At 62.0% G+C, this 24,924-nt stretch carries 20 protein-coding genes; 4 read left to right on the top strand and 16 right to left on the bottom strand.

Annotated elements, in window-relative coordinates; all coding sequences use genetic code 11:
* Positions 1–5: 5 nt before the first annotated feature.
* From C6382_RS11995 to hrpB, 13 genes are all read right to left on the bottom strand, one after another.
* Positions 6–1,463: a mannose-1-phosphate guanylyltransferase/mannose-6-phosphate isomerase gene (locus tag C6382_RS11995; protein ID WP_107024695.1), complete on the bottom strand. Its 1,458-nt coding sequence runs from the start codon at positions 1,461–1,463 to the stop codon at positions 6–8.
* A 95-nt stretch (positions 1,464–1,558) separates the two neighbouring features.
* Entirely contained in the window at positions 1,559–2,665 is a 1,107-nt protein-coding gene (locus C6382_RS12000) for a mannuronate-specific alginate lyase (protein ID WP_107024696.1), read from the bottom strand.
* 9 nt (positions 2,666–2,674) lie between these two features.
* Positions 2,675–3,322: an alginate O-acetyltransferase AlgF gene (locus C6382_RS12005; RefSeq protein WP_107024697.1), complete on the bottom strand. Its 648-nt coding sequence runs from the start codon at positions 3,320–3,322 to the stop codon at positions 2,675–2,677.
* Positions 3,323–3,332: 10 nt separating this feature from the next.
* Positions 3,333–4,505, bottom strand: a complete 1,173-nt coding sequence (locus C6382_RS12010; protein WP_107024698.1) for an alginate O-acetyltransferase — start codon at positions 4,503–4,505, stop codon at positions 3,333–3,335.
* A gap of 12 nt (positions 4,506–4,517) precedes the next feature.
* Positions 4,518–6,008 (bottom strand): MBOAT family protein, encoded by a 1,491-nt coding sequence (locus C6382_RS12015; protein ID WP_107024819.1) that lies wholly within the window; start codon positions 6,006–6,008, stop codon positions 4,518–4,520.
* Positions 6,009–6,090: 82 nt separating this feature from the next.
* Complete coding sequence (locus tag C6382_RS12020) at positions 6,091–7,518, bottom strand: alginate O-acetyltransferase (RefSeq protein WP_107024699.1); 1,428 nt, start codon at positions 7,516–7,518, stop codon at positions 6,091–6,093.
* Positions 7,515–9,074: a mannuronan 5-epimerase AlgG gene (gene algG / locus C6382_RS12025; protein WP_256589078.1), complete on the bottom strand. Its 1,560-nt coding sequence runs from the start codon at positions 9,072–9,074 to the stop codon at positions 7,515–7,517. Before algG ends, C6382_RS12020 begins: the two co-directional genes overlap by 4 nt.
* Before the next feature lie 36 nt (positions 9,075–9,110).
* Positions 9,111–10,544 carry an alginate export family protein gene (locus C6382_RS12030; RefSeq protein WP_107024700.1) on the bottom strand — a complete coding sequence of 478 codons (1,434 nt, stop codon included), beginning with the start codon at positions 10,542–10,544 and terminating at the stop codon, positions 9,111–9,113.
* Positions 10,541–11,926 carry an SEL1-like repeat protein gene (locus tag C6382_RS12035; protein WP_107024701.1) on the bottom strand — a complete coding sequence of 462 codons (1,386 nt, stop codon included), beginning with the start codon at positions 11,924–11,926 and terminating at the stop codon, positions 10,541–10,543. Before C6382_RS12035 ends, C6382_RS12030 begins: the two co-directional genes overlap by 4 nt.
* Entirely contained in the window at positions 11,923–13,089 is a 1,167-nt protein-coding gene (locus C6382_RS12040; RefSeq protein WP_305888086.1) for an HlyD family efflux transporter periplasmic adaptor subunit, read from the bottom strand. The genes C6382_RS12035 and C6382_RS12040 overlap by 4 nt, the downstream gene beginning before the upstream one ends.
* A gap of 65 nt (positions 13,090–13,154) precedes the next feature.
* Positions 13,155–14,636 carry a mannuronan synthase gene (gene alg8, locus C6382_RS12045; RefSeq protein ID WP_107024702.1) on the bottom strand — a complete coding sequence of 494 codons (1,482 nt, stop codon included), beginning with the start codon at positions 14,634–14,636 and terminating at the stop codon, positions 13,155–13,157.
* An 89-nt stretch (positions 14,637–14,725) separates the two neighbouring features.
* Entirely contained in the window at positions 14,726–16,036 is a 1,311-nt protein-coding gene (locus C6382_RS12050; protein WP_107024703.1) for a nucleotide sugar dehydrogenase, read from the bottom strand.
* Between the two features lie 752 nt (positions 16,037–16,788).
* Complete coding sequence (gene hrpB, locus C6382_RS12055) at positions 16,789–19,311, bottom strand: ATP-dependent helicase HrpB (protein WP_107024704.1); 2,523 nt, start codon at positions 19,309–19,311, stop codon at positions 16,789–16,791.
* A gap of 118 nt (positions 19,312–19,429) precedes the next feature.
* On the opposite strand from hrpB, the gene C6382_RS12060 reads away from it, so the two are divergent.
* Together C6382_RS12060 and C6382_RS12065 are read left to right on the top strand one after the other, a co-directional pair.
* The gene (locus C6382_RS12060; RefSeq protein WP_107024705.1) at positions 19,430–19,849 is read left to right on the top strand and encodes a polyribonucleotide nucleotidyltransferase; all 420 of its coding nucleotides are present in this window, start codon (positions 19,430–19,432) and stop codon (positions 19,847–19,849) included.
* A 25-nt stretch (positions 19,850–19,874) separates the two neighbouring features.
* On the top strand, positions 19,875–20,747 hold the full coding sequence (locus C6382_RS12065) for a cation diffusion facilitator family transporter (RefSeq protein WP_107024706.1): 873 nt from the start codon (positions 19,875–19,877) through the stop codon (positions 20,745–20,747).
* A 9-nt stretch (positions 20,748–20,756) separates the two neighbouring features.
* On the opposite strand, the gene C6382_RS12070 is transcribed toward C6382_RS12065, so the two are convergent.
* Positions 20,757–21,590, bottom strand: a complete 834-nt coding sequence (locus C6382_RS12070; protein ID WP_107024707.1) for a DUF6515 family protein — start codon at positions 21,588–21,590, stop codon at positions 20,757–20,759.
* A 442-nt stretch (positions 21,591–22,032) separates the two neighbouring features.
* On the opposite strand from C6382_RS12070, the gene C6382_RS12075 reads away from it, so the two are divergent.
* A complete protein-coding gene (locus tag C6382_RS12075) occupies positions 22,033–22,509 on the top strand; it encodes an Lrp/AsnC family transcriptional regulator (RefSeq protein WP_038606626.1) in 477 nt (158 codons plus the stop codon).
* A gap of 55 nt (positions 22,510–22,564) precedes the next feature.
* Positions 22,565–22,768, top strand: coding sequence for a DUF2788 domain-containing protein (locus C6382_RS12080; protein WP_107024708.1), 204 nt, complete (start codon positions 22,565–22,567; stop codon positions 22,766–22,768).
* On the opposite strand, the gene C6382_RS12085 is transcribed toward C6382_RS12080, so the two are convergent.
* Together C6382_RS12085 and amn are read right to left on the bottom strand one after the other, a co-directional pair.
* Positions 22,765–23,394, bottom strand: a complete 630-nt coding sequence (locus C6382_RS12085; protein WP_107024709.1) for an rRNA large subunit pseudouridine synthase E — start codon at positions 23,392–23,394, stop codon at positions 22,765–22,767. The two genes, C6382_RS12080 and C6382_RS12085, sit on opposite strands and share 4 nt — an antisense overlap.
* 6 nt (positions 23,395–23,400) lie before the next feature.
* Entirely contained in the window at positions 23,401–24,906 is a 1,506-nt protein-coding gene (gene amn, locus C6382_RS12090) for an AMP nucleosidase (protein WP_371919616.1), read from the bottom strand.
* Positions 24,907–24,924: the final 18 nt, after the last annotated feature.

The raw sequence follows: 24,924 nt of genomic DNA on the forward strand, positions 1-24,924 counted from the left end.
TTGGCTCAACCGCCAGCGACCTGTTTGGTTGCCTCCAGCGCCTCGCCGGTCCGCCCATAGACATCCTCCAGGCGCTCGATGTCGTCCTCGCCCAGGTAGCTACCGGACTGCACCTCGATGATCTCCAGCGGGATCTTGCCGGGGTTGGCCAAGCGGTGCACCGAGGCGATCGGGATGTAGGTGGACTGGTTCTCAGCAAGCAGGAACACCTTGTCGTCACACGTCACCTGGGCGGTGCCGGATACCACGACCCAGTGCTCGGCGCGGTGGTGGTGCATCTGCAGCGACAGCTGCGCGCCGGGCTTCACGGTGATGCGTTTGACCTGGTGGCGAATACCGTTGTCCACCGAGTCGTAGCAGCCCCAAGGACGATATACCGCACAATGGCTCTGGGTTTCCGAGCGTCCCTTCAGATCCAGGCTGTTGACCAGTGCTTTGACGTCCTGAACCGAATTCTTGTGGGCGATCATCACCGCATCCTTGGTTTCTACTACCACCAGATCGTCCACACCGACCAAGGCCACCAGCTTGCCGCTGCTGTGTACAAAGCTGTTGCGGCTGTCGTGGGTCATCACATCACCCTTGAGCACGTTGCCGGCCTGGTCCTTCTCATGCACGTCGCACAGGGAGGACCAGTTGCCCACGTCGTTCCAGCCGGCGGCGAGCGGCACCACGCAGGCGCGGGAGGTCTTCTCCATCACCGCGTAGTCGATGGAGTTGTCCGGGCAGCACTCGAAGGTCTCAGAATCGATGGTCATGACATTGCCGGAGCGGTGGCTGCGCTCCAGGGCCAGCGCACAGGCGTCGTAGATGCCCGGCTCATGCTTGAGCAGCTCGTCCAGATAACGGCTGGCACGGAACAGGAACATGCCGCTGTTCCAGTAATAGCCACCCGCACGGACAAGCTCGCGGGCCAGTTCTGCATTGGGCTTCTCGACGAAGTGGCTGACCCGGTAGGCACCGGGATGCATGGCGCCGGCGTCACCTGTGCGGCTCGCCTTGATGTAGCCGAAGCCGGTATCGGGCCGCTCGACCGGGATGCCGAACAACACCATCTCCCCTTCCTCGGCCGCCGCGCGCGCCACCTCCAGTGCCTGGTGCAGCGCCGGCCTGTCCTCGATCACATGATCGGCCGGCAGCACCAGCATCAATTCGTCGCGGCCTTCGGCCAGCAGTTGCAAGGCAGCCATAGCCACGGCCGGCGCGGTATTGCGGCCGAAGGGTTCGAGCAGTGTCGAGTGCCCCTGGACACCGATCCGCTCCAGTTGCTCGTTGACGATAAAGCGGTGCTCATGGTTGCACACGATCAGCGGGCTCTGCATACCTTCGAAGGCCAGGCGCTGCAGGGTCTGCTGGAACAGCGAGAACTCGCCAGTCAGGGCGAGGAACTGCTTGGGATACTGCTTGCGCGAAAGGGGCCACAAGCGGGAACCACTACCACCAGAAAGAATTACCGGAATCATGGGAGACGCCTCCATTAAAGTTCCATTTCAAATTATTACTTGTCCCCGCCGAGGCCCTGCCTCGGACTGCCGGGAGAGTGGATGCATCAATGCGATCAGGGGTTGAACAACTGGGTGACATCCCCTCCTAGCCGATAGGTCTCCAGGGGTTCCAGGGAGCGCCGCCAGGCGTCGGTCTCGGCCGAGCAGCGATAAAGTGCACAGTAGGGCTCCAGCCAGGCGAACTTGCCGTCCTCCTGCAAATCCTCCAGCTCCTGCGGATAGCCGGCCCGGGCCTCGAAAAGGTGCGGGTTGTGCACGCCCCTTTCGACCCGCTGGGCGAGCCGCTGCAAGGCACCGCCGTTGTCGCCACGCAGGTCCAGCCCGTTGGCCTGGGCGAATGCCGCGATCATCATCAGCGGCCCCAGGCTGTAGTTGTGGTAGGCCAGCGCCCGGGTGTGCCGGGACAGCTCCAGCGGCAAGTAGCCCTCGCCGTCGACCTGCTCCACGCCATGGCGGTACTGCGCGACCGCCCAGTCGAACAGGTCCTGGCGGTCGAGCACCACGGCACTTGCCATCACCGCCCAGGCGGCCCAGTACTGGTGGTTGTTGCGCCGCTCACGCGGTTGCTCGTTCCAGTCGTGCACCACCTGGTCGGCGAGCCGGGCGAACCACTGCTCGATGGCGCGAGTTTCGGCCTCATGCCCACGCAAGGGTTCAGAGTCGGCGAACTGCAGCCGCAGATAGGCGCCAGACAGGCTGCCCAGCGCCCATTTGCGCACCGACTTGCCGGTGTGGTTGTAATTTCGGCTGAGCAGCGCGTCAGCTTCGGCCCATGCGCTCAACCAGGTCAGGGCGCAGTCGGCGTATTCCTGACGACCATCCTCGAGATACTTGCCGACCAGTTTGCTTACGCCGCTTTCCAGCGTACGCACATCGCCGGTCAGCCGCTTGTAGCGCGCCGCGGCCTGCGGGTTGAGCTTGTCCCTGGCCGAGTCCGAGCCTTCGTACTTGCTCGGGAACAGCAAGTCGCCCGTGTAGGGGGCAGGTGCCCCGGGACAGGCCGGCACCTTGCCCTTGGGGGACGGCGCGGCCAGGTAGAAGCCGCTGGGCGGCACCAGGTTGGCGCTGGCGTTGCCTTCCAGGGGCTTGCTGCAGCCGGTGGCCAGCAACAGGGCCAGGCCGGTTAGCGCCATCCGCGAACAGATCAGCCAGGGTTTCATAGCCATTCCTCAGTTGGTCGCGACCGGACGCTTGACCCAGGCCGGTGACAGCTTGTCGGCGGAGCCGGTGACGAACAGGCTGACCACTTCACCGCGCTCCAGCACCAGCGGGTCGAGGTCACGAATCTTGCGGTCGCCAGCGAACAGCGTCAGGCGCACCTTGACCGGGTTGATCTCGCGCTCGCCACGGGCGTTGGCCGATACCGGGCGGATGACTTCGGTACGACCGTCGGCGGTTTTGATCGACAGGGCGGTGTCGGATAGATTCTGCAGGCGCAGCAGGGACTTCTGGCGATTCTTGAACGGCGGCTCGTCCACCAGCTTCAGCTCCCCACCCGGCATCTGCACCAGTGTGTAGTAGCGCTCGGCATCGAGCTTCACCGACTGACTCTTGCCGTCCGCGCTGACGGTGTAGCTGCCGGCCGGCAGGAAGGCGAAATCGCTGCTGCTCTTGGCGCCCAGGTCATTGATGCGGACAGGGCCGAGGTTGGCGTCGAAACTGCTGTTTGCGGCGTTGAAGCCGCGCACGAAGGCCGAGCCGTACGGTGCCGCCGGACCGTAGAGCGCCGCTTCGTCAGCCATCGCCCACGGGGCGGACAGGCCAAGCAGCAGGCTGCCCAGGCGCAGGGTGTAGGACATCGAGGAAAAAAGGGACATACAGGTGCTCCTAGAATTGCAGGATGGGCTCAGTGGCGGTGGCGGTTTGCAGCGCGTCGCGGCTGACCGGTTTCTCGCCGTTGTGCAGCCGGGCAAGCCAGGCCGCGTCGAATCCGGACAGGTCACTTGGTAGCATCAGATAACGCTCGGGGAACTCCCAGATCACCAGGCGCAGCCCGGCGAGCTCTTTATCCCCCTGCTGCAGCAGGTTCAGCATGGGCACCAGTGGGCCCTTGCCCTCCTCGGCGTAATTGAGCAGATCGCTGCCCAGGGCCTGTTTCAGGGCACCGGCGAAGTTCCAGTCCGCGTTGGCGCTGTAGCTGGTCCCGACCAGGGCGATCGACGGCAGGGCGTCGACGAACAGCGCATCCTCGGCGTTCGCCTCCTGCCCCTCGGCGGCCCGGGTCAGACGTGGGCGCAGGCGCTCGGCCGGTGGCTGCAGGTCGGCGAAGTACGGTTCCAGGGGCAGGAAGCTCAGCAGGTCACCTTTGTGCTCCCGGCTGGCGACAGCCTCGGTGACGAAGGTCTGGTCGCCATGCTGCCAGATATCCTGCCGCGCCAGATGCTCCGCCAGACTCCTGGCTGCGACCTCTGCGCCGAAGGGGGTCCAGTGGCTATCGGTACGCAGGAACACCGGCCCCTGCGCCTTCGCCTGCTGCAGGGCAGGCAACAGATCCGGCCCGTGCAACCCGGCTTCGCGCATCATGTCGTGGGCCTTTGGGTACAGGCTCTGCTGAGCCAGCGCGGGTCGCTCGTCATCCAGATGCTCAGGATAGAGCCGGGCCTTGGCTGGCAGGAGCGCCAGCACCAGCGTCACCCCACGACGCTCGAATTCCGCCCGTACCGCGTTCACCAACCGCCAGTTGTCCTGCAACTGATCGGGTTTGCTCGCAGGCTTGAACTCCTCGTCCGAGAAGAGCCAGCCGTCCTGGCCGATGACCACGCCCTGGCGACCTTCGCCAAAAAGCGTGTAGCCCGCCAGCGCCCAGAGGTTGGTGCCCAGTTGCTTGACCGGGAACTCGGCGTCGTAGTGTTTCTCGAAGGCCAGCGCCAGTTTGCCGTCCAGCACGCTGGTTTCACTGGCTGCGGAGAAGCCGAATACCGCGCGCAGGGACCACAGGCAGAGCGCCAGCAGCAGGCTGCAGAAGAGCAGGCTGTAGAGTAGGTTCAGGGTTCTGTTCATAGTCGGTTCCCCTCAGAACTGGAAGTACAGGAAGGGCGAGAAGCTTTGCGCCGAGAGCTTCAGCACCGAGACGGTGAACAGCAGGAGCACGGCAGCGTGGAAGGCCACGGCGCCGATCCGCAGGCGCGCCACGGCGGCGCTGCCGTTGGCGTTGGCGTTGATCACGATGCCGTCGTCTTCGCGGGCGCGGGCCTTGGGTGCGCCGGCCAGCGGCTGGGCGTAGAACTGGCGGATGCCGAAGATGGCCAGCACGACATAGGCCAGCACCAGGGTAGCGATCTGCAGGCCGGTGAGCTGGGCGCGGTAGAGCTCGGAGAGCTGCCAGTCGGCGAAGCTGAACATGGCAGCGTACATGCGCCAGGCCACATCGAGGTTCTCGGCGCGGAAGATCACCCAGCCGATCACCACCAGCAGGAAGGTGAAAGCCCACTTCAGCGGGCTGAGCACCCGTGGCGCGGCGTTCACGCCCAAGGCGCGCTCAATGGCCAACCAGGCGCCGTGCCAGGCGCCCCAGAGGATGTAGGTGAAGTTGGCGCCGTGCCACAGGCCGCCCAACAGCATGGTCAGGAACAGGTTGCGGTAGGTCTGGAAGGTGGTGCCGCGGTTGCCGCCCAGGCTGATGTACAGGTAGTCGCGCAGCCAGGTGGAGAGGCTGATGTGCCAGCGTCGCCAGAACTCGGTAATGGACTGGCTGATGTACGGCTGGTTGAAGTTTTCCATGAAGCGGAAGCCCATCATCAGGCCGAGGCCGATGGCCATGTCGCTGTAGCCGGAGAAGTCGAAGTACAGCTGCGCGGTATAGGCCAGCGCGCCAAGCCAGGCGTCGCCCGTGCTGGGGTCGGAAAGCGCGAAGCAATGGTCGACGATGGGCGCGATGCTGTCAGCGATAAAGACCTTCTTGATGAAGCCTTGCATGAAGCGCGTACAGCCCTCGGCGAACTTGTCCACAGTGTGGGTACGGTGGTTGAACTGGTCCACCAGGTCGCGAAAACGCAGTACCGGACCGGCAATCAGGTGCGGGAAAATCGCCACAAAGGCGGCGAAGTCCACCAGGTTACGGGTGGCTGGGGTGTCGCCGCGGTAGACGTCAATGATGTAGCTGATGGACTCGAAGATGTAGAACGAGATCCCGATCGGCAGCAGGATGTGCGTGAGCACGAAGGGCTCCATGCCGAACGAGGTAATGATGGCGTTGAGGCTGTCGACGCCGAAATTGGCATACTTGAAATAGCCGAGGACGCCGAGGTCCACCGCCACGCCGAGGAGCAGCCATTTCTGCGCAGTTTTCGTGCGCACTCCGGCCGCGCCGATGCGCAGGCCGATCCAGTAGTTGAACACTGTCACGACAGCGAACAACACCAGGAAGTCGATGCGCCACCAGGCATAGAAGATGTAGCTTGCGACCAGCAACAGCAGGTTGCGATAGCGCGTTCCGACCAGGTAGTACAAGCCGAGGAAAATCGGCAGGAACAGGAACAGGAACACGTTGGAAGAAAAAACCACGCCCTCAATCTCCTTTTGAATGATCATCGTTGCCCTAAGGAGCCCATGCGCCAGGCACAGCCCGGCGCAAGGCACCATCGGGTCAATCGGCCTTGGCTTGCATCACGCTTGCAGGTTTGTCCGCCCTGCGACAGATCTTCGCCTCGACCTGCAGCCCCTGGGGCATGTCTGCCGGCATGTCGATTTCAAGGGAGAGCAGCGTCTGCCCAGCCCACTCGGCGTCCTCACGCAAGCGGAAAACAAAGCGGCCGTTCGGCTCAACTTCCCGCGACCGGCTGATCAACAGGTTTTCCCTGGAGCCGCTCATGTACCAGACGGTACTGCGCAACTCGTTGATCTCGGGGTTGCTGAACTGGATTTCGACGACGGAGTCCTCACTGCGGATCGGCTTGACCCCACTGTTGACCAACACCTCGTTCTTGCCTGGCCGCAAGGTCAGCTTCTGGTCGATGGCCGTCGCTACGTTCCGGCAACCGTTATCCAGCAGGGGCATGGCCTGGCGATAGAAAGTCGCCATGGCCAGGTCGTAATAGCTGTTGACCTCCCAGATCAGCACCTTCGGCGGTTTGTCCTGGAAGTCCTGGCTGCCGAGGTACTGCAGCATGGCACTGTGGAAGCCACCGCCTGTCACCGAGCGGTTATCCACGTCGACGCGGGCGTACTGTTTGAGGAAGCCGTCGAAGTTGTACTGCGCGGAACTGAAACTGGTGCCGACCAGCACCACATCGGGCGCTTCGGTATCGCCAAACAGCTCATTGCTCTCTTCCTTAGGCTCGGTCACTGCGCGAGTGAAGTACTCATTGGCGTAACCATTGCCACAGATTTTGCCGAATGCCTGGTTGAGGGAGCCGACCTTGTACAGGTTACCTTCCATGCGCGTGGCAAATTCCTTGCGCGCAATCCCCTTGAAGACTTGCGACTTGCTCAACTCAGCGGCCAGCAATTGCGCGGTCAGTTCAGCACCTTGCGGCGTCCAGTGGTTATCGCGCTTGAAGAAGAATTTCCTGCGTACTTCGGCCGGCTGGTCCAGCAGTGCGGATAGGTCCGGCACGCGTATGCCCAGGCTGCGCAGGCGCTCGATGGTCGCCAGGTAATTCCTGCGCGACAGTTCGGCATTGAAGCTGCTGCGCTCCTGCGGGTTGAGCATTTCAGTGACGAGCAGGCCACGCGGTGGCAGGTAGACCATCACCAGTTCCACGCCCCTGGCTTTCAGCGCATCACGCAGATCCTGTAGCAGCTTGAAACCCTCGGGCGTGGTGCCGATGTTGGTCATGAAGTCGATTTTGCTGCGGAACAGCCAATCCTCGTGCCCCTGCACCAGTTGGCTGAAATCGCCCAGATCACCGGTGTAGCTGCTGTCCTGCAGCGCCTGCGGGCAGATCTGGCAGCAGCGCTCGATCTCGTATTCGGGCGCCTCGGCAGCCAGGCTCAGGGAACTGGTGAAAAGCGTCGCAATAGCTGCGCACGCCAGCCACCCTTGGGCAAAGCGGCCCATTGAACACCGTTTCATTGTTTGTCACTCACTTGAAGTTGCGCCAACTTGTCGAGCGGCAGGACCAGCACGGCCCGCTTCTGTCGCACCAGCAGGTCGATGATTCGGCTCTGCTCCTTGGCCAGCGCACCGAATATGCCGATGCCGCTGGGCTGGGTCGGCATCAGCATTTCCACACCGTAGAGCTTCACGCTTTGCGGCGACACTACGGAGATGGCGCCCGACTCGTTGCCGATCAGGCGACCGCCAACCACGGTCAGGGAGAGGTTCATGTCGAAGGGGTCGAGTATCAGGTCGCGGGGCGTGCCGTTGAGGTCCTTGACGTGCCCATAGATGCCGAGCAGGCCGTTGGCCACCGCGAGGTTTTCATAGAGCCCGACATTGGCGCTGTTGCGCACGCGAATGCCGTGCCGTGCGTTGTTGAACGCCCGGTTGCCCCACAGCAGGTTGTCGCCGCTCTCGTAGATGGTGATGCCATCGGAGCCGTTGCGATAAACCTCGTTATTGGCCACCACGTTGTTGACGCTGGAGCGGTCGACCACGATCCCGGAGAGGGTGTTCTCGTAGGAGCGGTTGTTGAAGATCCAGCTGTCGTTCACCTCGCGGGACACGATGATGCCGTGCTTCTCGCGGGTGCCATAGGCGGTGTTCTCGGCGATGATCAAGCGCCGCGAGCGGTCGTGCGGGTCGATACCGTAGACCAGGTTGTTGCGATAGGTATTGCCCTTGAGTACCACGTCATAGGCTTCATAGCAGTAGAAGCCGTACCACATGTCGTCGAACATCGAGTCAATCAGCCAGCCGGAGGGATGGTCGCGCTGCATGGTCGGATGCATCGCCGGGCTGTACTGGGAGATGGATACGCCATAGGACTTGCTCGCGGTGTAACCAAGACTCGATACCACCGAGTTGACGATGTAAGTCTCGGTACCGCCCCAGGCGTTGAGGAAGGGTCGGAACTTGCCCTTCTTCTTGAACCAGTCCTGCTGGTTTTCCTTCTCGCTCCAGGCGGTAAGGCGGGTGTCCATGATGAACAGCTTGCCGTCGTTGATCAGGAACGCACCACGCTCGCTGGACAGCCGCAAGTCACGGGTTTCCGCGCCGATGTGCAGGGTCGCGCCCTGGCTGACGACGATCGGCAGGCGAGCGATATAGATACCCGGCTCGGTCTCTTCGAAATACTTCTTCGGCAGGCTGCGGGCGAGATCCGTCAGCGTGACATAGCCACCCTCGATGAAAACCGCCTGGGGCATTTCACCCTGGCGTTTCACCCACTCACGCAGGCGCTCGTCGCCACCGGTGAACTCCACCAATTGGTTCTGGCCGATCATGCGTTTGAGCACCACGCTGCCGGTGGGCTTGCGCACGATCCGGGCATTGGCCGCCTCGGCGGTATAGGGCGACAGATCGGGCAGCTTCGGCGGCTCGATCAGCAGCGGCTCGGCGGGAATGCTCGACACCTGGTAAGCGGGTGCGGCGTCCTCCCCGGCCGCCGCCACGGCCGCCCACGCGAGGCTACCCGCGAGGAGCAGGCCGGCGGCCCAGCGCTGCCTGTTTCTTGTGTGTGAATACATAGCGTCCAACTCCATGGTCAGCTCGGCAGGCGGCATTCAGTAACGCCAGACAAAATCAACGACTGCGCGGTGCATGCTCGAATCCGTGCCTCTGCCGAAGGCATCGCCCGGAAAGAACAGCCCGCCGCGAAAGCGCACCAGCGCGGAGGATGCCTTCAGCCACTCCATCCCGGCCGGTATCTGCCCGCGGTTCAGGTAGCGCGTCACCACCAGGTCGACTTCCTGGCCGATATCCTTCTCGCCGGGCACCAACTGAGCCTTCAGGCCGCTGCTGCTGTCGGCCTGGTCATCCACCCGCCAGAAGCGGTGGTAGACCAGGCTGGCGTCGTAGTCCTCGCCCAACTGCCAGCCACTGAACACGCTGGCCGCCTGCAGGTTGTTCAGCTCGCCGCGATAGGCTTCGCCGAAGCGGTTGATGCCACTCCCGGTGCCGGTGAATTTGGAGCGGTTGCTCTCCAGCCCGGTCTGCCTGAACTGCTCGGAGTCGTCGCCGTCGGAGCCGCCGCTGGCACGCGCGTAGGTGGCGCCGACGCGCCAGTTTTGGTCGATGTTCCAGCGCAGGCCAAGGTCGACCGCCCAGGCATCGACGTCCTGGCTGAGCTGGCCGTCGGCCTGGCGCTGGCCGGCCACGGTGCTGGTGCGCAGGGTGTCGACATCGCCGGTCAGCCAAGTGGCGGCGACCCAGTAGCTGAGCGGCAGGTTGCTGCGCTCGTTGTAGAAGTCCCCATTGAGTTCGGCCCCTAGCCAGCTGAGTTCGCCGGTAGTGGTCTTGCTCAACTGATCCACTGCAGTACCCTTCCCGGGCAGGTCGCCGCGATCGTCGCTGTGATGGAACTTCAGCCCGGCCCAGTGACCCGGCTGCCACTGCCAGGACAGGTCGGCGAGCAGGTGCAGGCGATCCTCGTCCTCGGGCGCCAGATCATCCAGGTCAGTGCGATAGTCACTGAAGCGTTCGGCAATGCCGATGTGGCCATTGAGAAGGGTTGTCTCGAAGTTCCAGCGCAAGGCTTCGATATTGCTGTCCCACCACAGGCCGTCGGCACTGCGGATCTTCTGCCGACCGAGTCGCAGGGACTCTCCCGGATAAGAGGTCAGGCCGCCATAGTCGACCCAGAACTCGTGCATGGCGAGGAACTTGTCCTCTCGCTCGCGGGCGTCGTTGGGGTCGAAGGTGTCGGATTCGCTGGTATCCGACTCGATGGTGTCGCTGGCGAGGAACGCCTCGCCGAGCGCGAAGGCGCTCCAGTCACCCTGCCGCTTGAAGATCCAGGGCCGCACGCTGAGGCCGGCGCCATTGAAGTCACCACCGTCGCGGGTACCCAGATCGAGGTCATCGATCGACTGCGTGGTGAACTTGAGATTGGCGCCATAAGACAAGCCGGGTTGCGGCTGCGCCCCAAGGACGACGGAACTGGCCAGCAGTCCGGCCATGCAGACCAGTGTGGTGACTGGACGGTATTTCAAAGTCATAGCACTTCCTGCGCTTGATCAGCTTGATTCCTGACGGTGACCTGCTGGCCACCGCGAGCCTCGATTTCACGGGCTAGCAGGCTCTCCACCTGCTGGTAGTCCTGCGCCTGCAGCCTCGGCGCCAGGCGCTCCATCAGGACCTGCCCCTGGGCCATGCCCTGGCGCGAGGCGAGCTTGGCGAAGGTGTAGCTGTAGACGGGGTTGATCCGCACGCCCTTGCCCTCACCAAACAGCTGGGCCAGCGCGATGTTGGCGCTCGGGTCGCCCGCACGGGCGGCAATCAGCAGATGCTCCAGCGCCTTTTCCGGCTCGATGTCGCCCAGCGCGCCATCCCGGTACAACCGGCCCAGCAGCAGGTGCGCCTTGAGGTGGCTGGGCGCGGCCTGCAGCAGGTACTGCTCCGCCGCCCGCGGATCGGCCGATACGGCCTGGCCCTTGAGGTACAGCTGCCCGAGCATCAGCGCGGCGCGGCTGGAACCGGCCTCGATGCCCTTGTTCAGGTATCCGGTGAGCACGGCCGCATCCCCTAGGTCGGGGAAGCGCAGAACCAGCTCGGCCAAACCGCACCAGGCGTCCGGGTAGGCCGACGCAATACGCGTGTAGAGTACCTGGGCAGCCTGCGGGTCAGCTTCGCCAAGGCTGCTGTCGGCCAGTACCTTGGCAACGCCCATCACACGCTCAGGCGACACCAGGCCGGCCTTATAGGCGGAGCCCAGCCGCGCCAGCAACTGCTGTTGGCGTTCTTTGTCGCCACGCCGCTGGAAGACCTCGGCCAGTTCGACATAGCACTCACTGGCCTGGTCGAGCCAGCCCTCACAGATGGCTTCGATCTCGTCCAGCTTCTGTTCGTAATTGCCTCGCACACGGTACAGGAGCACCTTGCCGAGCCGGGCTTCGCCGATGCCTTGCGCCTGCCATTGCTCCAGCTCGCGTTCCAGCTCGCCGCCGGCAAGCTTTTGCGGGTCCTGCAGTTGCACCTGCACCAGCGGCAGCAGTGCGCTGTTGTCGCCGGCCGCCAGGCTCTGGCGCAGCAGCTGCTCGGCCTCCCGGCGCTCGGCAAGACTCGCCTGCGGCTTGCTCGCCAGCCATTTACCCAGCCGCGCCGGCGCCGCCACAGAGCGATCGAGGGCCTGGCGGTACAGCGTCTCGCCCTGCACCCGCTGCTCCATCGAAGCGCTGCGTACCAGCAGGTCGGCGAGGCCGATCTGGGCCTCGACGTAACCCTGGCTGGCGAGGACGCGGTAGTTCTGTTCCGCGGTCGCGAGGTCACCACTGCCCTTGGCCTCCTTGGCCAGTTGCAGATCGGGCAACGCCACGCAACCGGCCAGCAGACCGAGGCTGAGCGAGCTCAGCAGCCCGCATGCTAGTCCGGTGTTCTTCATTTTTCGGACGCCAGGCTGTTGTTGGCGAAGAAGCCGTTCAACGGGCGAATGCGCACTTCCACCGGGCGCTTGGCCAGATCGCTGGCAAGCGGCTCGTCCGGCTGGATCTGCACGCGGATGTCCGAAGCCAGGCCGCCGTCCTGCAGGGCCATGCTGGCGATCCGGCCGCTGCGCTCGGTGGTTTCGCCGCCCACCAGGAAGGTCAGCGCAGTGCCCGGTTGCAGCTTGTTGAAAGCGCGGTACGGGAAGCGGGCTTCGACGGTGGCGACGCTGTCTACCGGCGCCAGCAGGAACACCGGAGTGCCCTTGGGTACCACCTGACCGTCACCCACCAGTTGGCTGACTACTTTGCAGTCGCAGGGGCTGGTCAGGGTGCCCTGGAAGCTCTTGTTGAACAGGCGTTCCAGGTTGTCCGGGGTCATCTCCGATTCCGGCAGGGCGCCCTTCAGGGCATCGAGCATGTTCGCCGTGAAGGTGGCCACCGGCGCGCCCTTGCTGACGGTGCTGCCGACGGTGACCAGGCTTTGCACGGTGCCTTCGCGCGGCATCGAGACCTGCGCGCCGGGCACGCTGACCTGGGCCGAGTCAGCATGGGTGACGAAGTAGATGTCGTAGAACTGGTACAGCACATAGGCGAAGGCGCCCAGACCGGCAAGCAGGATCACCAGGGTTAAACCCATAGCGCGCAGGCGGCCGACCAGGCTGAGCTTTTCATTCCCCTTGCCGGCACGGGCCTTGGTGAAATTCTCGCGCTGGAGAATGCTGATCAGGCCACTGACGTTCACCAGCTCGCCGCTGATGAAGGAGCTGATCATGTAGCGCAGCGCCGACATCTCGCGCGGGCGCAGGTTGTGAAATTCACAACCGACGCGCTTGCCGCCGATGATCGAGCGCACCTGGAATTCGACATCCATGGCGAAGCCGATGCCCTCCACTTCGAACATCAGCTTACCGCGATAGAGCTTGCCCTCGATCACCGACTGGCTGCCCTGCTCGAAGCTGAAACCGCCAGCGGACAGGTCTATCAGCTGGACTTCCTGCACGCCCCCCTGCTGGCCCTGGAACCGGACCTTCGCCGGCAGCTTCAGGCGCGCATGCTGACGCTGCGCCTCGGACTCATGCACCACATTGGCGTTGCCCACCGGGCTGATCACTGCACTCATAATTTTTCCCTTTCAAATTAGTAAGTTGAACCTGGCTTCAAGGGTTCTTGGGTCCTTTTCGCCGATCACACCACGAACATCAGCAGGGCAAGAAAGACGCTGCCTGCGGAGAAGGTCATGGCGCGTGAAGACCAGGTGTTGAACCAGCGCGAGAAGCTCGCCAGGTCGCGATTAAGCTTGGTGTTCTGGCGGGTCCAGGACTGCCGGTCGAGGCGGAAGAAGACGTACACCTTCACTAGCGCGCCCATGATCTGGTTGTAATAGAGGATCAGCGGATAGGCCGGCCCCACCTCGTGCCCGGAGGCCAGCAGCAGCAGCGTCAGCGCCAGGCGGGTGAGGCCGATCCACAGCAGGTACACCATCAGGAAGGCGAAGCCGTACTTGAGGCTGGCGATGATCGCCACGGTGGGCCCCAGCAGGCTGGTCCACATTGATACGCGCTGGTCGCCCAGCACCAGGCAGGTGAACCAGCCCAGGCGATTCGGGCCAAGGCCCAGGGCGCGGGAGTTCTGCCGCAGGTTGTTGCCGTACCAGCGGAACATCAGCTTGCGGCTGGCCTTGATGAAGCTCTTTTCCGGCGGGTGCTCAACGGTGTTGATGGCCGCGTCCGGCACGTAGAACGTGTCGTAGCCCAGGCGCATCAGGCTGTACCAACTGGACTTGTCGTCGCCCGTGAGGAAGCGGAAGCGCCCGAGGCGCCAGTGTTCCAGATGGTCGCTCTCAACGTCGGCGATGAAGCCGGGGTTGGTCACCACGCTGGCGCGGAATACCGACATGCGCCCGGTCATGGTCAGCACACGCTTGGAGAGCGCCATAGAGCACATGTTGAGGTGGCGTTGGGCGAAGCGCAGCTTGTGCCACTCGCTCATGATGTAGCTGCCGCGCACCTCGCAGAACTCGTTGGTGGTCAGGCCACCGACATTGGGGAAAAGCTTGAACCAGGGCACGGTCTTCTTCACCACGCCCTGCTCCAGTACGGTATCGCCATCGATCACCGCCACCACCGCATCGTCGTCGGGCAGGTGCCGGGAAATGGCGCGGAAGCCATGGGCCAGGCCATCGCGTTTGCCGGTACCGGCGATGCGCACGAAGTCCAGCTTGACCCGCTGCGGTGGGTTCATCTGCCGCCACAGACTCTCGACCAGCAGCTCGTCCGAACGCTCGACGATGGAACACACCACGGTGGTCGGGTAGCCGCAGGCGATGGCCTCGCGGATCACCGACTGGTAGACCTGAGCGGTAGTCAGCGCCTCGATGCGGAAGCTGGTGACCAGCAGGAACACGTGGGATGGGGCCGCTGCCGCACCAAGCTGCCGCACTTTGCGCCGATACCAGGGGAACACCAGATAAAGGAAGATCATCCCCCTCACGAAATGCACGGCGCCCATGGAATAGCGCCAGATGCCAATGACACCCAGCAGAAGAATGAAATCGGCGGACTCCGGGTCGAATGTGCTGCGCGGCAGCAGCAATGCCATCCCCATGAGCGTGATTACCAGCAGTAACCACCCTGCGGCGGTGCGCAGGCGACTCTGAAAAACATCCATGTCTCGGACCTGTATGACTTATCAACAATACGGCAACAGGGGCGCCGCGCCTGTTGCCAGGGCGCCCCGCGAGCATCACTGCGCCGGTTCTACCAGCAGATGCCCTCTAGTCCGGCACCGCTGGACTGCCGCATGAATCCCACCAGGTCGAAGACCTGCTTGTCGGCGGGAGCCCGCTCTACCAGAGGCGCGAAGGCTTCATCGCCGTTGCCCAGGACGATCACGTCGGCATTGGCGACCACTTCGTCGAAATCGGACCGCAGCAACGACGAAACATGCGGAATCTTCGACTCGATGTAGTCGCGGTTGGCACCGTGGACACGGGCGTACTCGACGTTGGTGTCGTAGATGCTGAGGTCGAAACCCTTGCCGATGAGCATTTCGGCCAGCTCCACCAGCGGGCTTTCACGCAGGTCGTCGGTGCCGGCCTTGAAGGACAGCCCCATCAGCGCGACCTTGCGCTTGTCGTAACTGGCGATGATGTCGAAGGCCTTGCGCACCTGTGCGGCGTTGCTGCGCATCAGCGAATCGATCAGCGGCGACTCGACGTCCAGCTGGCCGGCGCGGTAGCTCAGCGCGCGCACATCCTTGGGCAGGCAGGAGCCGCCGAAGGCGAAGCCCGGGCGCATGTAGTACTTGGACAGGTTGAGTTTGTGATCCTGGCAGATCACCTCCATCACCTCGCGGCCGTCGACGCCGACCGCCTTGGCGATGTTGCCGATCTCGTTGGCGAAGGTAACCTTGGCCGCGTGCCAGACGTTGCAGGTGTACTTGATCATCTCCGCGACTTCGATGGTCTTGCGAATGATCGGCGCATCCAGCTCGCGGTAGATCTCTTCCAGCAGGTCGCCGGAGGTGCTGTCCAGCTCGCCGATCACCGTCATCGCCGGATAGTCGTAGTCCTTGATCGCGGTGCTCTCGCGGAGGAACTCGGGATTCACCGCCACGCCGAAGTCCACGCCGGCCTTGAGCCCGGAATACCGCTCCAGGGTCGGAATCACCACCTTGCGCAGGGTGCCCGGCAGCACCGTGCTGCGCACCACTACCGTGTGACGGGTGGTCTTCAGCGATAGAACCTGGCCGATCTGCCGGCACACCTCTTCGATGTAGGACACATCGAGGTCGCCGTTGCGCTTGCTCGGCGTCGGCGGTGCGAGGAAGGAAATATCGGTTTCGAGGACGGCCTCGCGGACATCCAGGGTGCCGCGCAGCTTGCCGCTGGCGACCCCTTGCTGCAGCAGCTCGCCCAGACCCGGCTCGACAATGGGCGACTTGCCACTGTTGATCAGATCGATCTTGAGAGCCTGCACATCGACCCCAATGATCTGATGCCCTCTTGCCGACAAACATCCGGCACATACCGCGCCGACGTAACCCAGACCAAATATGCTGATTCGCATGCTACGAACGCTCCTTGCAACTTAAGGCCATGGAATGTCCCTATAACATTCCCGTATCCATTTACAGGCAACTTGAATCCACGACCTGTAAAACAGCAGGACTGCGCCAATTACGCCGTCCGATATAAACAAACTTGAGTAACTTCAATAGTTCCTGTGAACACCCACGCAAGCGCCAATTACCGCTATAGCCAATAACGGTACTAGCAAGCGTAAGACGAACGATAGAAAGATTGGTGCAGGCAACACCCAAGCCACAACACCTTTCTTAAAGGCCTCTAGGCCGGGTCATATGGCGAATAATTAGACAGCAGCGATGCGCAGTAAGGCAATAGGCTAATTCAAAAAAAACAATAAATAAAAATTCCGGACTTATGGCGCCAAGATAACGACAGCAGAGGAATTTAATTTATGACAAATTCAATTGCCGGGTTTATGGCGACAATATATTTACGGCAGCCAATCTAAATTAGCGCGTCATTTTTTTCGTCACAATAATGGCGCTTAAAACATGACTGTGAATGCTGTTTTTATGGCGCCTGAAATATGACTTTCGATGCTGTTTTTATGGCGCCGTGCTTTCGTTAACGCTTTACTGCAAAGGATTTGAAACGTGCGACGAGCAGTTGCGCGGCTTCTTTGCAAAGGCGCTTTTTTTGGTGGGGAATGTATCGCCGAATGGCCATAGGCCACTCGACCTGCGACGGAAGGCGAAGAAACGAGTCGGATGGTTGCTTGAAACAACCAGCGAGTCAGGATTTTCTGGGCTTGGCTCTGGCCGTCGCCTCGGCCACTAATGGATCTTCGGGCCAATAATGTTTTGGGTATCTACCTTTAAGATCTTTTTTCACTTCCGAGTAGGTGCTGCGCCAAAAGTTGGCGAGATCCTGGGTGACCTGCACAGGCCTGCGGGCCGGGGACAAAAGATGCAGCGTCAGCGGCTGTTTGCCTTGGGCAATCCGAGGCGTTTCGGACAAGCCAAAAAGCTCCTGCAGCCGCACAGCAAGGATTGGAGGATGCTGCGAGTAGTCGATGCGGATACTCGAACCAGATGGCACCCGGATTACCTGCGGTGCCTGGGCCTCCAACTCCTGCGCAAGCGGCCACGGCAGCAGATTCCTGACTATCGAAGACAGCTCCAATTGGCTGAAGTGACTGAGCCTGGTGACCTTCCCCAGGTAGGGTGTGAGCCACTGCTCAAGCGTTTCGATAAGATGAGCATCGCTCAGATCAGGCCATTTGCTGTCGGCCTGGCCATTCTGAACATCCAGCTGACGCAGCAGCTCAACCCGCGCTTGCCACTGCCGCAACTCAGGGTTCCAGGGCAGTAGTTCGATCCCCTTGCGCCGCACGAGGTTGACCAGCGCAAGTGAACGGGCTTGCTCATCCAGATTCGGCAGAGGCTTTGTGGACAGTACCAGCTGCCCCACCTTCCGCTGCCGCTCAGCCTTGAGTACCCCTTCCCTTTCATCCCAATCGACCTCGTCGACTGACTTCACAAGGTCGGCCAGTTCGTCATCGAACAGGGCCGAATCAAGGTCACTCGCCAGGTAGATTCGCTCCTCACGCTGGCCTTGTCGACTTCCCAGGTCTGCCACAACCAGCCACTCATGCTTGGTGAGAGCATCTGGCTCTGGGAAGACTGCTGCGCGCCCATTGGAAAGACGGTACTCAGATGCGCTTGCACGCCTTTGCAGACCGACCCGATCAGGGTATGCGCACGCCAGAAGGCAACCTACCCAGCGTGGATGATCTGGCTCGCTGACGGGATAGGAGGCCTTCCCACGCAACAAGGATCGATACTGTCGAGCCGACTGCTTCACCCGCTGGAAGGAACCAACTCCACGACGTGAATGCTGCACGCCTGACAATGCACCCAACCGGGTGTGAAGATCGGCACCTGCTCCACGCAGAATGTCTTTCTCACCCAGTAGTGCTGCGATGTTGCAGGCCAGGTCATCAAGGCCCATGGAGCTGCCCTTGATGAGCAGGTGAGCGATGCGTGGATGCGCCGGGAGCTCGCTCATGGCCGATCCATGAGGTGTGAGCTGTCCCGCATCATCCAGTGCACCAAGGCGCTTGAGCAGGTCTCTGGCTTGACCAAAGGGTGCCAAAGGAGGCTGATCGAGCCAGGTCATCTCATCTGGCTTCATCCCCCACCGGGCCAACTGCAGCGCTAGAGCGGCTAGATCTGCCTGCAGGATTTCAGGGGTGCTGTAGCCAGCCATTTGCTCGTGTTGCGACTCCGACCATAGGCGATAGCAGACCCCCGGCTCCAAGCGCCCTGCTCGCCCCATACGCTGAGTCGCGCTGGCCTTCGAGATACGCTGAGTGTCGAGCCTGGTCATGCCACTGCGAGGATCAAACTTCGGCACTCGCTCAAGGCCACTGTCCACCACCACCCTGACGCCTTCAATGGTCAAGCTGGTCTCGGCGATGTTAGTGGCCAGTACAATCTTCCGGGAGCCTGGGGGAGCCGGGTCTATCGCAGCACGCTGTGCGTTGAGATCAAGGTCGCCGTAGAGCGGGCAGATGATCACATCCGGACGGCTGCTCAGTTGCTCTTTGAGGGCCTCGGCCACCCGCCGAATCTCTGCCTGCCCAGGAAGGAAAACCAGAATGCTTCCCGGCTGTTCGTTGACGGCGACCAAGCAGGTGTCAATGACTCGCGTATCGATTGACTGACCTGATTGGTAAGGACTGCCCCAAATCGTGGAAACAGGATGCATCCTTCCTTCACTGGTGACTACTGGAGCATCGTTCAGAACCTTCGAAAGCCGAGCGCCTTCAAGCGTTGCGGACATCAGCAGCAGCTTCAGTGGAGGCTCATCACGCAGGAGTTCACGGCCACTCAGACACAGCGCCAGTGCAAGGTCAGAGTCCAGGTTTCGCAGGTGGTACTCGTCGAAGATGACCACCCCCACACCCTCCAGTGCAGGGTCATCCTGGAGCCTGCGAGCCAGAATACCTTCGGTGACTACTTCGATCTTGGTGCGCGGACCTACCTTGCTTTCAAGGCGGATGCGGTAACCGACCGTCTGCCCGACCTGTTCGCCCAGCTCACTGGCCAGTCGCTCGGCGGCGGCACGCGCTGCCAACCGGCGTGGCTCAAGCATGACGATGGTCTGCCCCTCCAGCCACGGCTCATCGAGCAACGCCAATGGCACACGGGTAGTCTTGCCGGCGCCGGGCGGCGCCTCCAGCACGGCTTCATGGCGCAGGCTCAAAGCCTCGCGCAAGGCTGGCAGTACGGCATCGATCGGTAACGAAATCATGGTGGCCCTCAAACAATTCGCCCAGTATAACGGCGAACCGAGCCCGTTCTATCACGGTCTTAGCTGTAGATACCGGCTCTTTGCCTGTATCTTTGTCGCCCTCACTCCGGAGATTTCCATGCGTATTCCCTCCCGTGTCATCGGCGGCGTCCTGGTCGCCACCCTGCTGACCCAACTGACGGCCTGCGGCACCATTTTCTACCCAGACCGGCGCGGTCAGATCGAAGGAAAAATCGACCCTGTAGTGGCCGCAATGGATGCCATCGGCATCCTGTTCTACGTGATCCCCGGCCTGATCGCCTTCGGTGTCGACTTCGCCACTGGCGCCATCTACCTGCCAGGTGGTAGCACGGCTCAGGTCTCACCCGAAAAGCTCAACCAGGCCATCAGCGTTGAAGGCAAGGTCGACAACAGCAAGCTGCAGGCTATCCTCGAAAGCGAGTTGGGCCAGCGCCTGCCGCTGAACGACCCGCGCCTGATCCAGCACAAGGGCAGTGTCGAGCAACTGGCGATGTACGGCCTCAAGCCCGCCGCTTGAGCAACGGACAGGAAGCCCCGCCAGCATGATTCCTTCAGCTGAACATCAACGCCTGCTGCGCCTGGCCACCCGCGCGTCGCTGGCGGTGGCCAGCATCCTGATCGTAACCAAGGCGGTGGCCTGGTGGCTCAGCGGTTCGGTGAGCCTGCTGGCCGGCCTGACCGACTCGGCACTCGATGGCGTGGCCTCGCTCCTCAACCTGCTGGCGGTGCATTACGCCTTGCGCCCGGCCGACGACGATCACCGCTACGGTCACGGCAAGGCCGAGGCCATGGCCGGCATGGCCCAGGCACTGTTCATCGCAGTAAGTGCCGTGCTGATTGGCGTACAGGCCGTGGAACGCCTGCAAAATCCCCAAGCGCTGGGTGACACTGCCATCGGTATCGCGGTGATGCTGCTGTCGCTGGCACTGACAATGGCCTTGTTGATGCTGCAGGCCCGGGTGATACGCATCACCGGCTCCACCGCAGTGCGAGCCGACTCGCTGCATTACCGTTCCGACCTGTTGCTCAATGGCAGCATCCTGATTGCCCTGGTCCTGGCACGCCTGGGCTGGCCGCAGATGGACGCCTTCTTCGGCCTGGGCATTGCCCTGTACATACTCTGGAGCGCGCTGCAGATCGCCCGGGAAAGTACATCGATCCTGATGGATGAGGAACTGCCCGGCGATATCAGCGAACAGATGCTGACCCTGGCCTGCAGCGTGCCTGGCGTGCGTGGCGCCCATGACCTGCGCACACGGGTTTCCGGTAGTCACTGGTTCGTCCAGGTGCACCTGGAGTTACCGGGCAACATGCCGCTAACCGATGCGCATGTGCTGTGCGATCAAGCGGCAGCAGCCATTCACGGCAAATACCCAAAAGCGGAAGTATTGGTACATGCCGATCCAGTGGACTGAGCCGGCGTATCAGTTAACGCTGTAGCCCCGCCCGCTCAAACAAGCCCTCAGCGCTTGCCGGTAGCTGTCCGTCACTTGTAACGCCGGTGCATAAGTCGCTTTGGCCGGATCGAAGCCGCTTTGCTGCACCGCCCAACGGTGGCACTCGTAGCGATCCCGATCAGCCTGTTCCGGACTTTGCCCCGAAACCGGATTGGCAACGACGTCGTAGTCATTTTCCATTGGCTGAGGCTCTGCGCTGGCCACCGGCGGATTGACCACAACGTACTCGTTGCTGTCTTGCAGGTACTGGTAGTAGGTGCCTGCCACAAGGAAATACAGCGAATCGGCGACCCACACTTCGCGGGCGTAATCCGGCAAGTAGCCGACCCGCATACCGTAGTGAGGCGCTACCACCACATAGCGCGGCCCTTGCGGACGGTACCAGTACCCCCCGGAATAAAAATAATCACCACCACGGTAAGGCACACGCCAGTACTGGTCAGGAAACTGCTCAACCACCTGACCGGGTCGATAACGCGGTCCGCTGCCCCAGCCATTGCCATGACCATCAGGCCGTCCCGGCCAGTTATCCTCCTGCGGTCGCTGTTGCGGCCCACCCGCCTGGTAGTAGCGGTTGCCATTGTTGTGCCGAGGAATGTCCTGATAGTACCCGGTTCGCGGTGGCTGGGTCTGGCGCACCTCGTCCGGACGCGACTGCAGGGGCGACGTCCCTTGAGACTGCTCGGCTCCTTGTCCGCCATACCCGTCACCAGATCCACCCTGCCCCTCGGCCAATGCCTGCAGGTTGATAGTGATGCACAACAAACCTACACCGGCCAGACACCAGCTACGCGACTTCATGTTGTTCCTCTCGGACCGTTGAAATGGGCCTGTGGATAAGACTGAAAAAACCACGACGGGTTTTACCAACAATTTATCAGGCTGTCCGGAACGAGGTATCGGCGCCAAGATGAAAAATTACAGGCAATAAAAAAGGGAGACCTTGGGGTCTCCCTTTGAGAATTTTGTCCGTGCTCGACGCTTGTGACGCCGGCTCACCTCACGCTGTCTTGTGAACAGTGTGTAGCCCGGGGGCCGAGCACAACCCTGTTGGGTTGCTGGCCGCAACTGCCCTGATAAGGCCAGCCGCACTGGACTGATGTCCGGGCAGTGATTCTGGGTATAAGCATAGGGCTAGAGCGGCAGCAGAGGATTGCTAAGATTGCTCAATAAAATAGCACTTGCGCAATTTTTACCTACGGATTGATAATTCAACGCAATCAGAACAGAAAAGGCATGATCCATGAGCAAACTGGACCGCTACGACCTGAGCATTCTTGCCGAACTGCAGCGCGATGCGCGCATCTCCAACCAGGAACTGGCCGAGCGCATTGGCCTGTCGCCTTCGCCCTGCTCGCGTCGGGTCAAGCAACTGGAAGACGACGGCTACATCGCCCGCCAAGTGGCGCTGCTCGACCGCAAGAAGCTGGGCTTGAGCCTCACGGCCTACGTATTGATCGGCATGGATCGCCACACCCCGGAACGTTTCGAAGCATTCGAAACAGCCATCCGCAACCTGCCTCAAGTGCTTGAATGCAGCCTGGTTACCGGGATGGATGCCGACTATCAGCTCAAAGTGGTGGTCCCGGACATGGACCACTACCAACAACTGCTGCTCGGCCACCTGACCCGTATCGAAGGGGTGACCAGCGTGCGCTCAAGCTTCGTGCTCAACCAGGTGCTGGCCAGCACCGAACTACCGTTGACGCACCTGCGTTAGTCAGACCGGCAAGCGGGGCGTATAATCGCGCGCCTCAACTTGCCGGAGAATATCGATGGATCCTGCGTTGTTCGAAGAGTGGATGATGACTGTCCTGGTCACTATCCTGATTGGTTTCATGGGTTTTATCGTCTGGGACCTGGCGAAGAAGTCCAAAGCCGGCAAGTTCGGCACCTTCATTCTGTTTTTCGTGCTGGGCCTGGGGATCCTCGCCTTCGTCATCAAAAGCGTGGTGATCGGCTACATCGAAGGCGTCTAACGCCTGGCCGGAACTTCCCGCCACTGCCCCTGATCAAGGCCGTCCAAAGTCCAGTCGCCGATCCGCACCCGTACCAGGCGCAGGGTCGGCAGACCGACGGCGGCGGTCATGCGCCGCACCTGGCGGTTGCGCCCTTCCTTGATCACCAGTTCCAGCCAGCTGGTCGGCACGCTCTTGCGAAAGCGTACCGGTGGATTGCGCGGCCACAGCTGCGGCTCGTCAAGCTGCCGGGCCTGAGCAGGCAAGGTCGGGCCATCGTTGAGCTCGACGCCGTCACGCAAACGCTGCAGCTGCTCTTCTGTCGGCTCGCCCTCGACCTGCACCCAGTAGGTTTTCGCCAGCTTGTGCTTCGGATCGGCAATCCGTGCCTGCAACTGACCGTCATTGGTCAGCAACAGCAAGCCCTCACTGTCGCGGTCCAGACGCCCGGCCGGATAGACGCCGGGAATATCGATGAAATCCTTGAGCGTCGCGCGCCCTTCGTCGTCGCTGAACTGGGTCAGCACGTCAAAGGGCTTGTTGAACAGGATCAACCGCGGCTCGGCCGGCGGCGCCTTGGCCTGGCGACGCGGGCCTGCGGGTTTGGCCGCGCTATGGCGCGGCTTGGAGCGTGGGGGTAACGGCATGGGGCCTCAGCGGAACGGCGGCTCGTCGAAGCTGCGCAGTTTACGCGAGTGCAGCGAATGCAGCTCGGTGCGCAGCAGATCCAGTGCGGCGATACCGATTTTCAGGTGCTGACTGACTGCCCGATTGTAGAAGGCGTTGGCCGCGCCTGGCAGTTTGATCTCGCTGTGCAGCGGCTTGTCCGAAACACACAGCAAAGTGCCATAAGGCACGCGCAAGCGGTAACCCTGAGCAGCGATAGTGCCGCTTTCCATGTCGACCGCCACCGCCCGTGACAGGTTGATCAACGGACGCTCCTGGGCCCAGCGCAGCTCCCAGTTACGATCGTCGTAGGTCAATACGGTGCCGGTACGCAGACGCTTTTTCAGCTCGTCGCCACGCTCACCGGTCACTTGCGCCGCCGCCTCCTGCAACGCCATCTGCACCTCGGCCAGGGCCGGAATCGGAATATGCGGCGGCACCACCCGATCAAGAATGCCGTCACGACGCATATAAGCGTGGGCCAGCACGTAATCGCCGATGGTCTGCGACTGCCGCAAGCCACCGCAGTGACCGATCATCAGCCAGCAGTGCGGACGCAGCACCGCCAGGTGGTCGGTGATGTTCTTGGCGTTGGAGGGGCCGACACCGATGTTGACCAGGGTGATGCCATCGCCGTCGGCGGCGATCAGGTGATAAGCCGGCATCTGGTAACGGTGCCAGACCACACTTGCCACCAGCGACTGGGCCTCGCCGTTGTCCATGCTCTTTTCGATGATTACATTGCCCGGCAGGACCATGCGCACGAAACGCGGGTCATCGCGCAGTTGCTCCAGGCCATGACTGACGAACTGGTCGACATAGCGGTGGTAGTTGGTCAGCAGGATCCACGGCTGCACATGGCGCCAGTCACTGCCGGTGTAATGCACCAGACGGCGCAGAGAGAAGTCCACTCGTGCCGCATCGAACAGCGCCAGCGGCAAAGGATCGACGTTGGCCCAGTCGTACAGGCCATCGGCAATACCATCGGTGGCGGCCGACAGGTCGGTGCTGGGGAATACCCGCGCCAGCGCGGCGGCAGTGATACCGCTACCGGCCAGTTCGTCGCCCTGCTCGACCACGTAGGGGTAAGGAATATTCTGCTGGCTGACACCGACTTCGACAGTGACGGTGAAATCACGCATCAGTGGCTTCAACTGCTCAAGCAGGTAGCCTCGGAAGGCTGCAGGATGGGTCACGGTGACACTGTAAGTGCCCGGCAGCTGGACTTTGGCGTAGGCCCGGGTGGTGGCCGGCACCTCACCGTGGTACTCGTAGGTCAGGCGCAGTTCCGGGTAGCGGAACAGTGCGCGCTCTTCGGCATTCGGCTCGGTGCGGTCCTTGAGGTAGCGCTTGAGCGCCTGGCTCAGGGCCGCGGTGGATTTCTCGTGCAGGGCCGCCAAACGATCGACGGCCTGCTCGGCGGTTTCTACGACAACGAAGGCTTCATCAGTGCGGCTCACAATGTACTTCCTGTCTGACATGCATGTACCCATCTTGCCTACTTATTCAGG

Source organism: Pseudomonas sp. BBP2017, from assembly GCF_003024385.1.
Lineage (GTDB): Bacteria > Pseudomonadota > Gammaproteobacteria > Pseudomonadales > Pseudomonadaceae > Aquipseudomonas.

Coding starts and splice junctions, on each gene's coding strand:
- C6382_RS12065 (WP_107024706.1), top strand. CDS start 19,875: ATGATTCCTTCAGCTGAACATCAACGCCTGCTGCGCCTGGCCACCCGC.
- C6382_RS12000 (WP_107024696.1), bottom strand. CDS start 2,665: ATGAAACCCTGGCTGATCTGTTCGCGGATGGCGCTAACCGGCCTGGCC.
- C6382_RS12050 (WP_107024703.1), bottom strand. CDS start 16,036: ATGCGAATCAGCATATTTGGTCTGGGTTACGTCGGCGCGGTATGTGCC.
- C6382_RS12030 (WP_107024700.1), bottom strand. CDS start 10,544: ATGACTTTGAAATACCGTCCAGTCACCACACTGGTCTGCATGGCCGGA.
- C6382_RS11995 (WP_107024695.1), bottom strand. CDS start 1,463: ATGATTCCGGTAATTCTTTCTGGTGGTAGTGGTTCCCGCTTGTGGCCC.
- C6382_RS12075 (WP_038606626.1), top strand. CDS start 22,033: ATGAGCAAACTGGACCGCTACGACCTGAGCATTCTTGCCGAACTGCAG.
- amn (WP_371919616.1), bottom strand. CDS start 24,906: ATGGGTACATGCATGTCAGACAGGAAGTACATTGTGAGCCGCACTGAT.
- alg8 (WP_107024702.1), bottom strand. CDS start 14,636: ATGGATGTTTTTCAGAGTCGCCTGCGCACCGCCGCAGGGTGGTTACTG.
- C6382_RS12005 (WP_107024697.1), bottom strand. CDS start 3,322: ATGTCCCTTTTTTCCTCGATGTCCTACACCCTGCGCCTGGGCAGCCTG.
- C6382_RS12070 (WP_107024707.1), bottom strand. CDS start 21,590: ATGAAGTCGCGTAGCTGGTGTCTGGCCGGTGTAGGTTTGTTGTGCATC.
- C6382_RS12080 (WP_107024708.1), top strand. CDS start 22,565: ATGGATCCTGCGTTGTTCGAAGAGTGGATGATGACTGTCCTGGTCACT.
- C6382_RS12060 (WP_107024705.1), top strand. CDS start 19,430: ATGCGTATTCCCTCCCGTGTCATCGGCGGCGTCCTGGTCGCCACCCTG.
- C6382_RS12010 (WP_107024698.1), bottom strand. CDS start 4,505: ATGAACAGAACCCTGAACCTACTCTACAGCCTGCTCTTCTGCAGCCTG.
- algG (WP_256589078.1), bottom strand. CDS start 9,074: ATGTATTCACACACAAGAAACAGGCAGCGCTGGGCCGCCGGCCTGCTC.
- C6382_RS12020 (WP_107024699.1), bottom strand. CDS start 7,518: ATGAAACGGTGTTCAATGGGCCGCTTTGCCCAAGGGTGGCTGGCGTGC.
- C6382_RS12035 (WP_107024701.1), bottom strand. CDS start 11,926: ATGAAGAACACCGGACTAGCATGCGGGCTGCTGAGCTCGCTCAGCCTC.
- C6382_RS12085 (WP_107024709.1), bottom strand. CDS start 23,394: ATGCCGTTACCCCCACGCTCCAAGCCGCGCCATAGCGCGGCCAAACCC.
- C6382_RS12040 (WP_305888086.1), bottom strand. CDS start 13,089: ATGAGTGCAGTGATCAGCCCGGTGGGCAACGCCAATGTGGTGCATGAG.
- hrpB (WP_107024704.1), bottom strand. CDS start 19,311: ATGATTTCGTTACCGATCGATGCCGTACTGCCAGCCTTGCGCGAGGCT.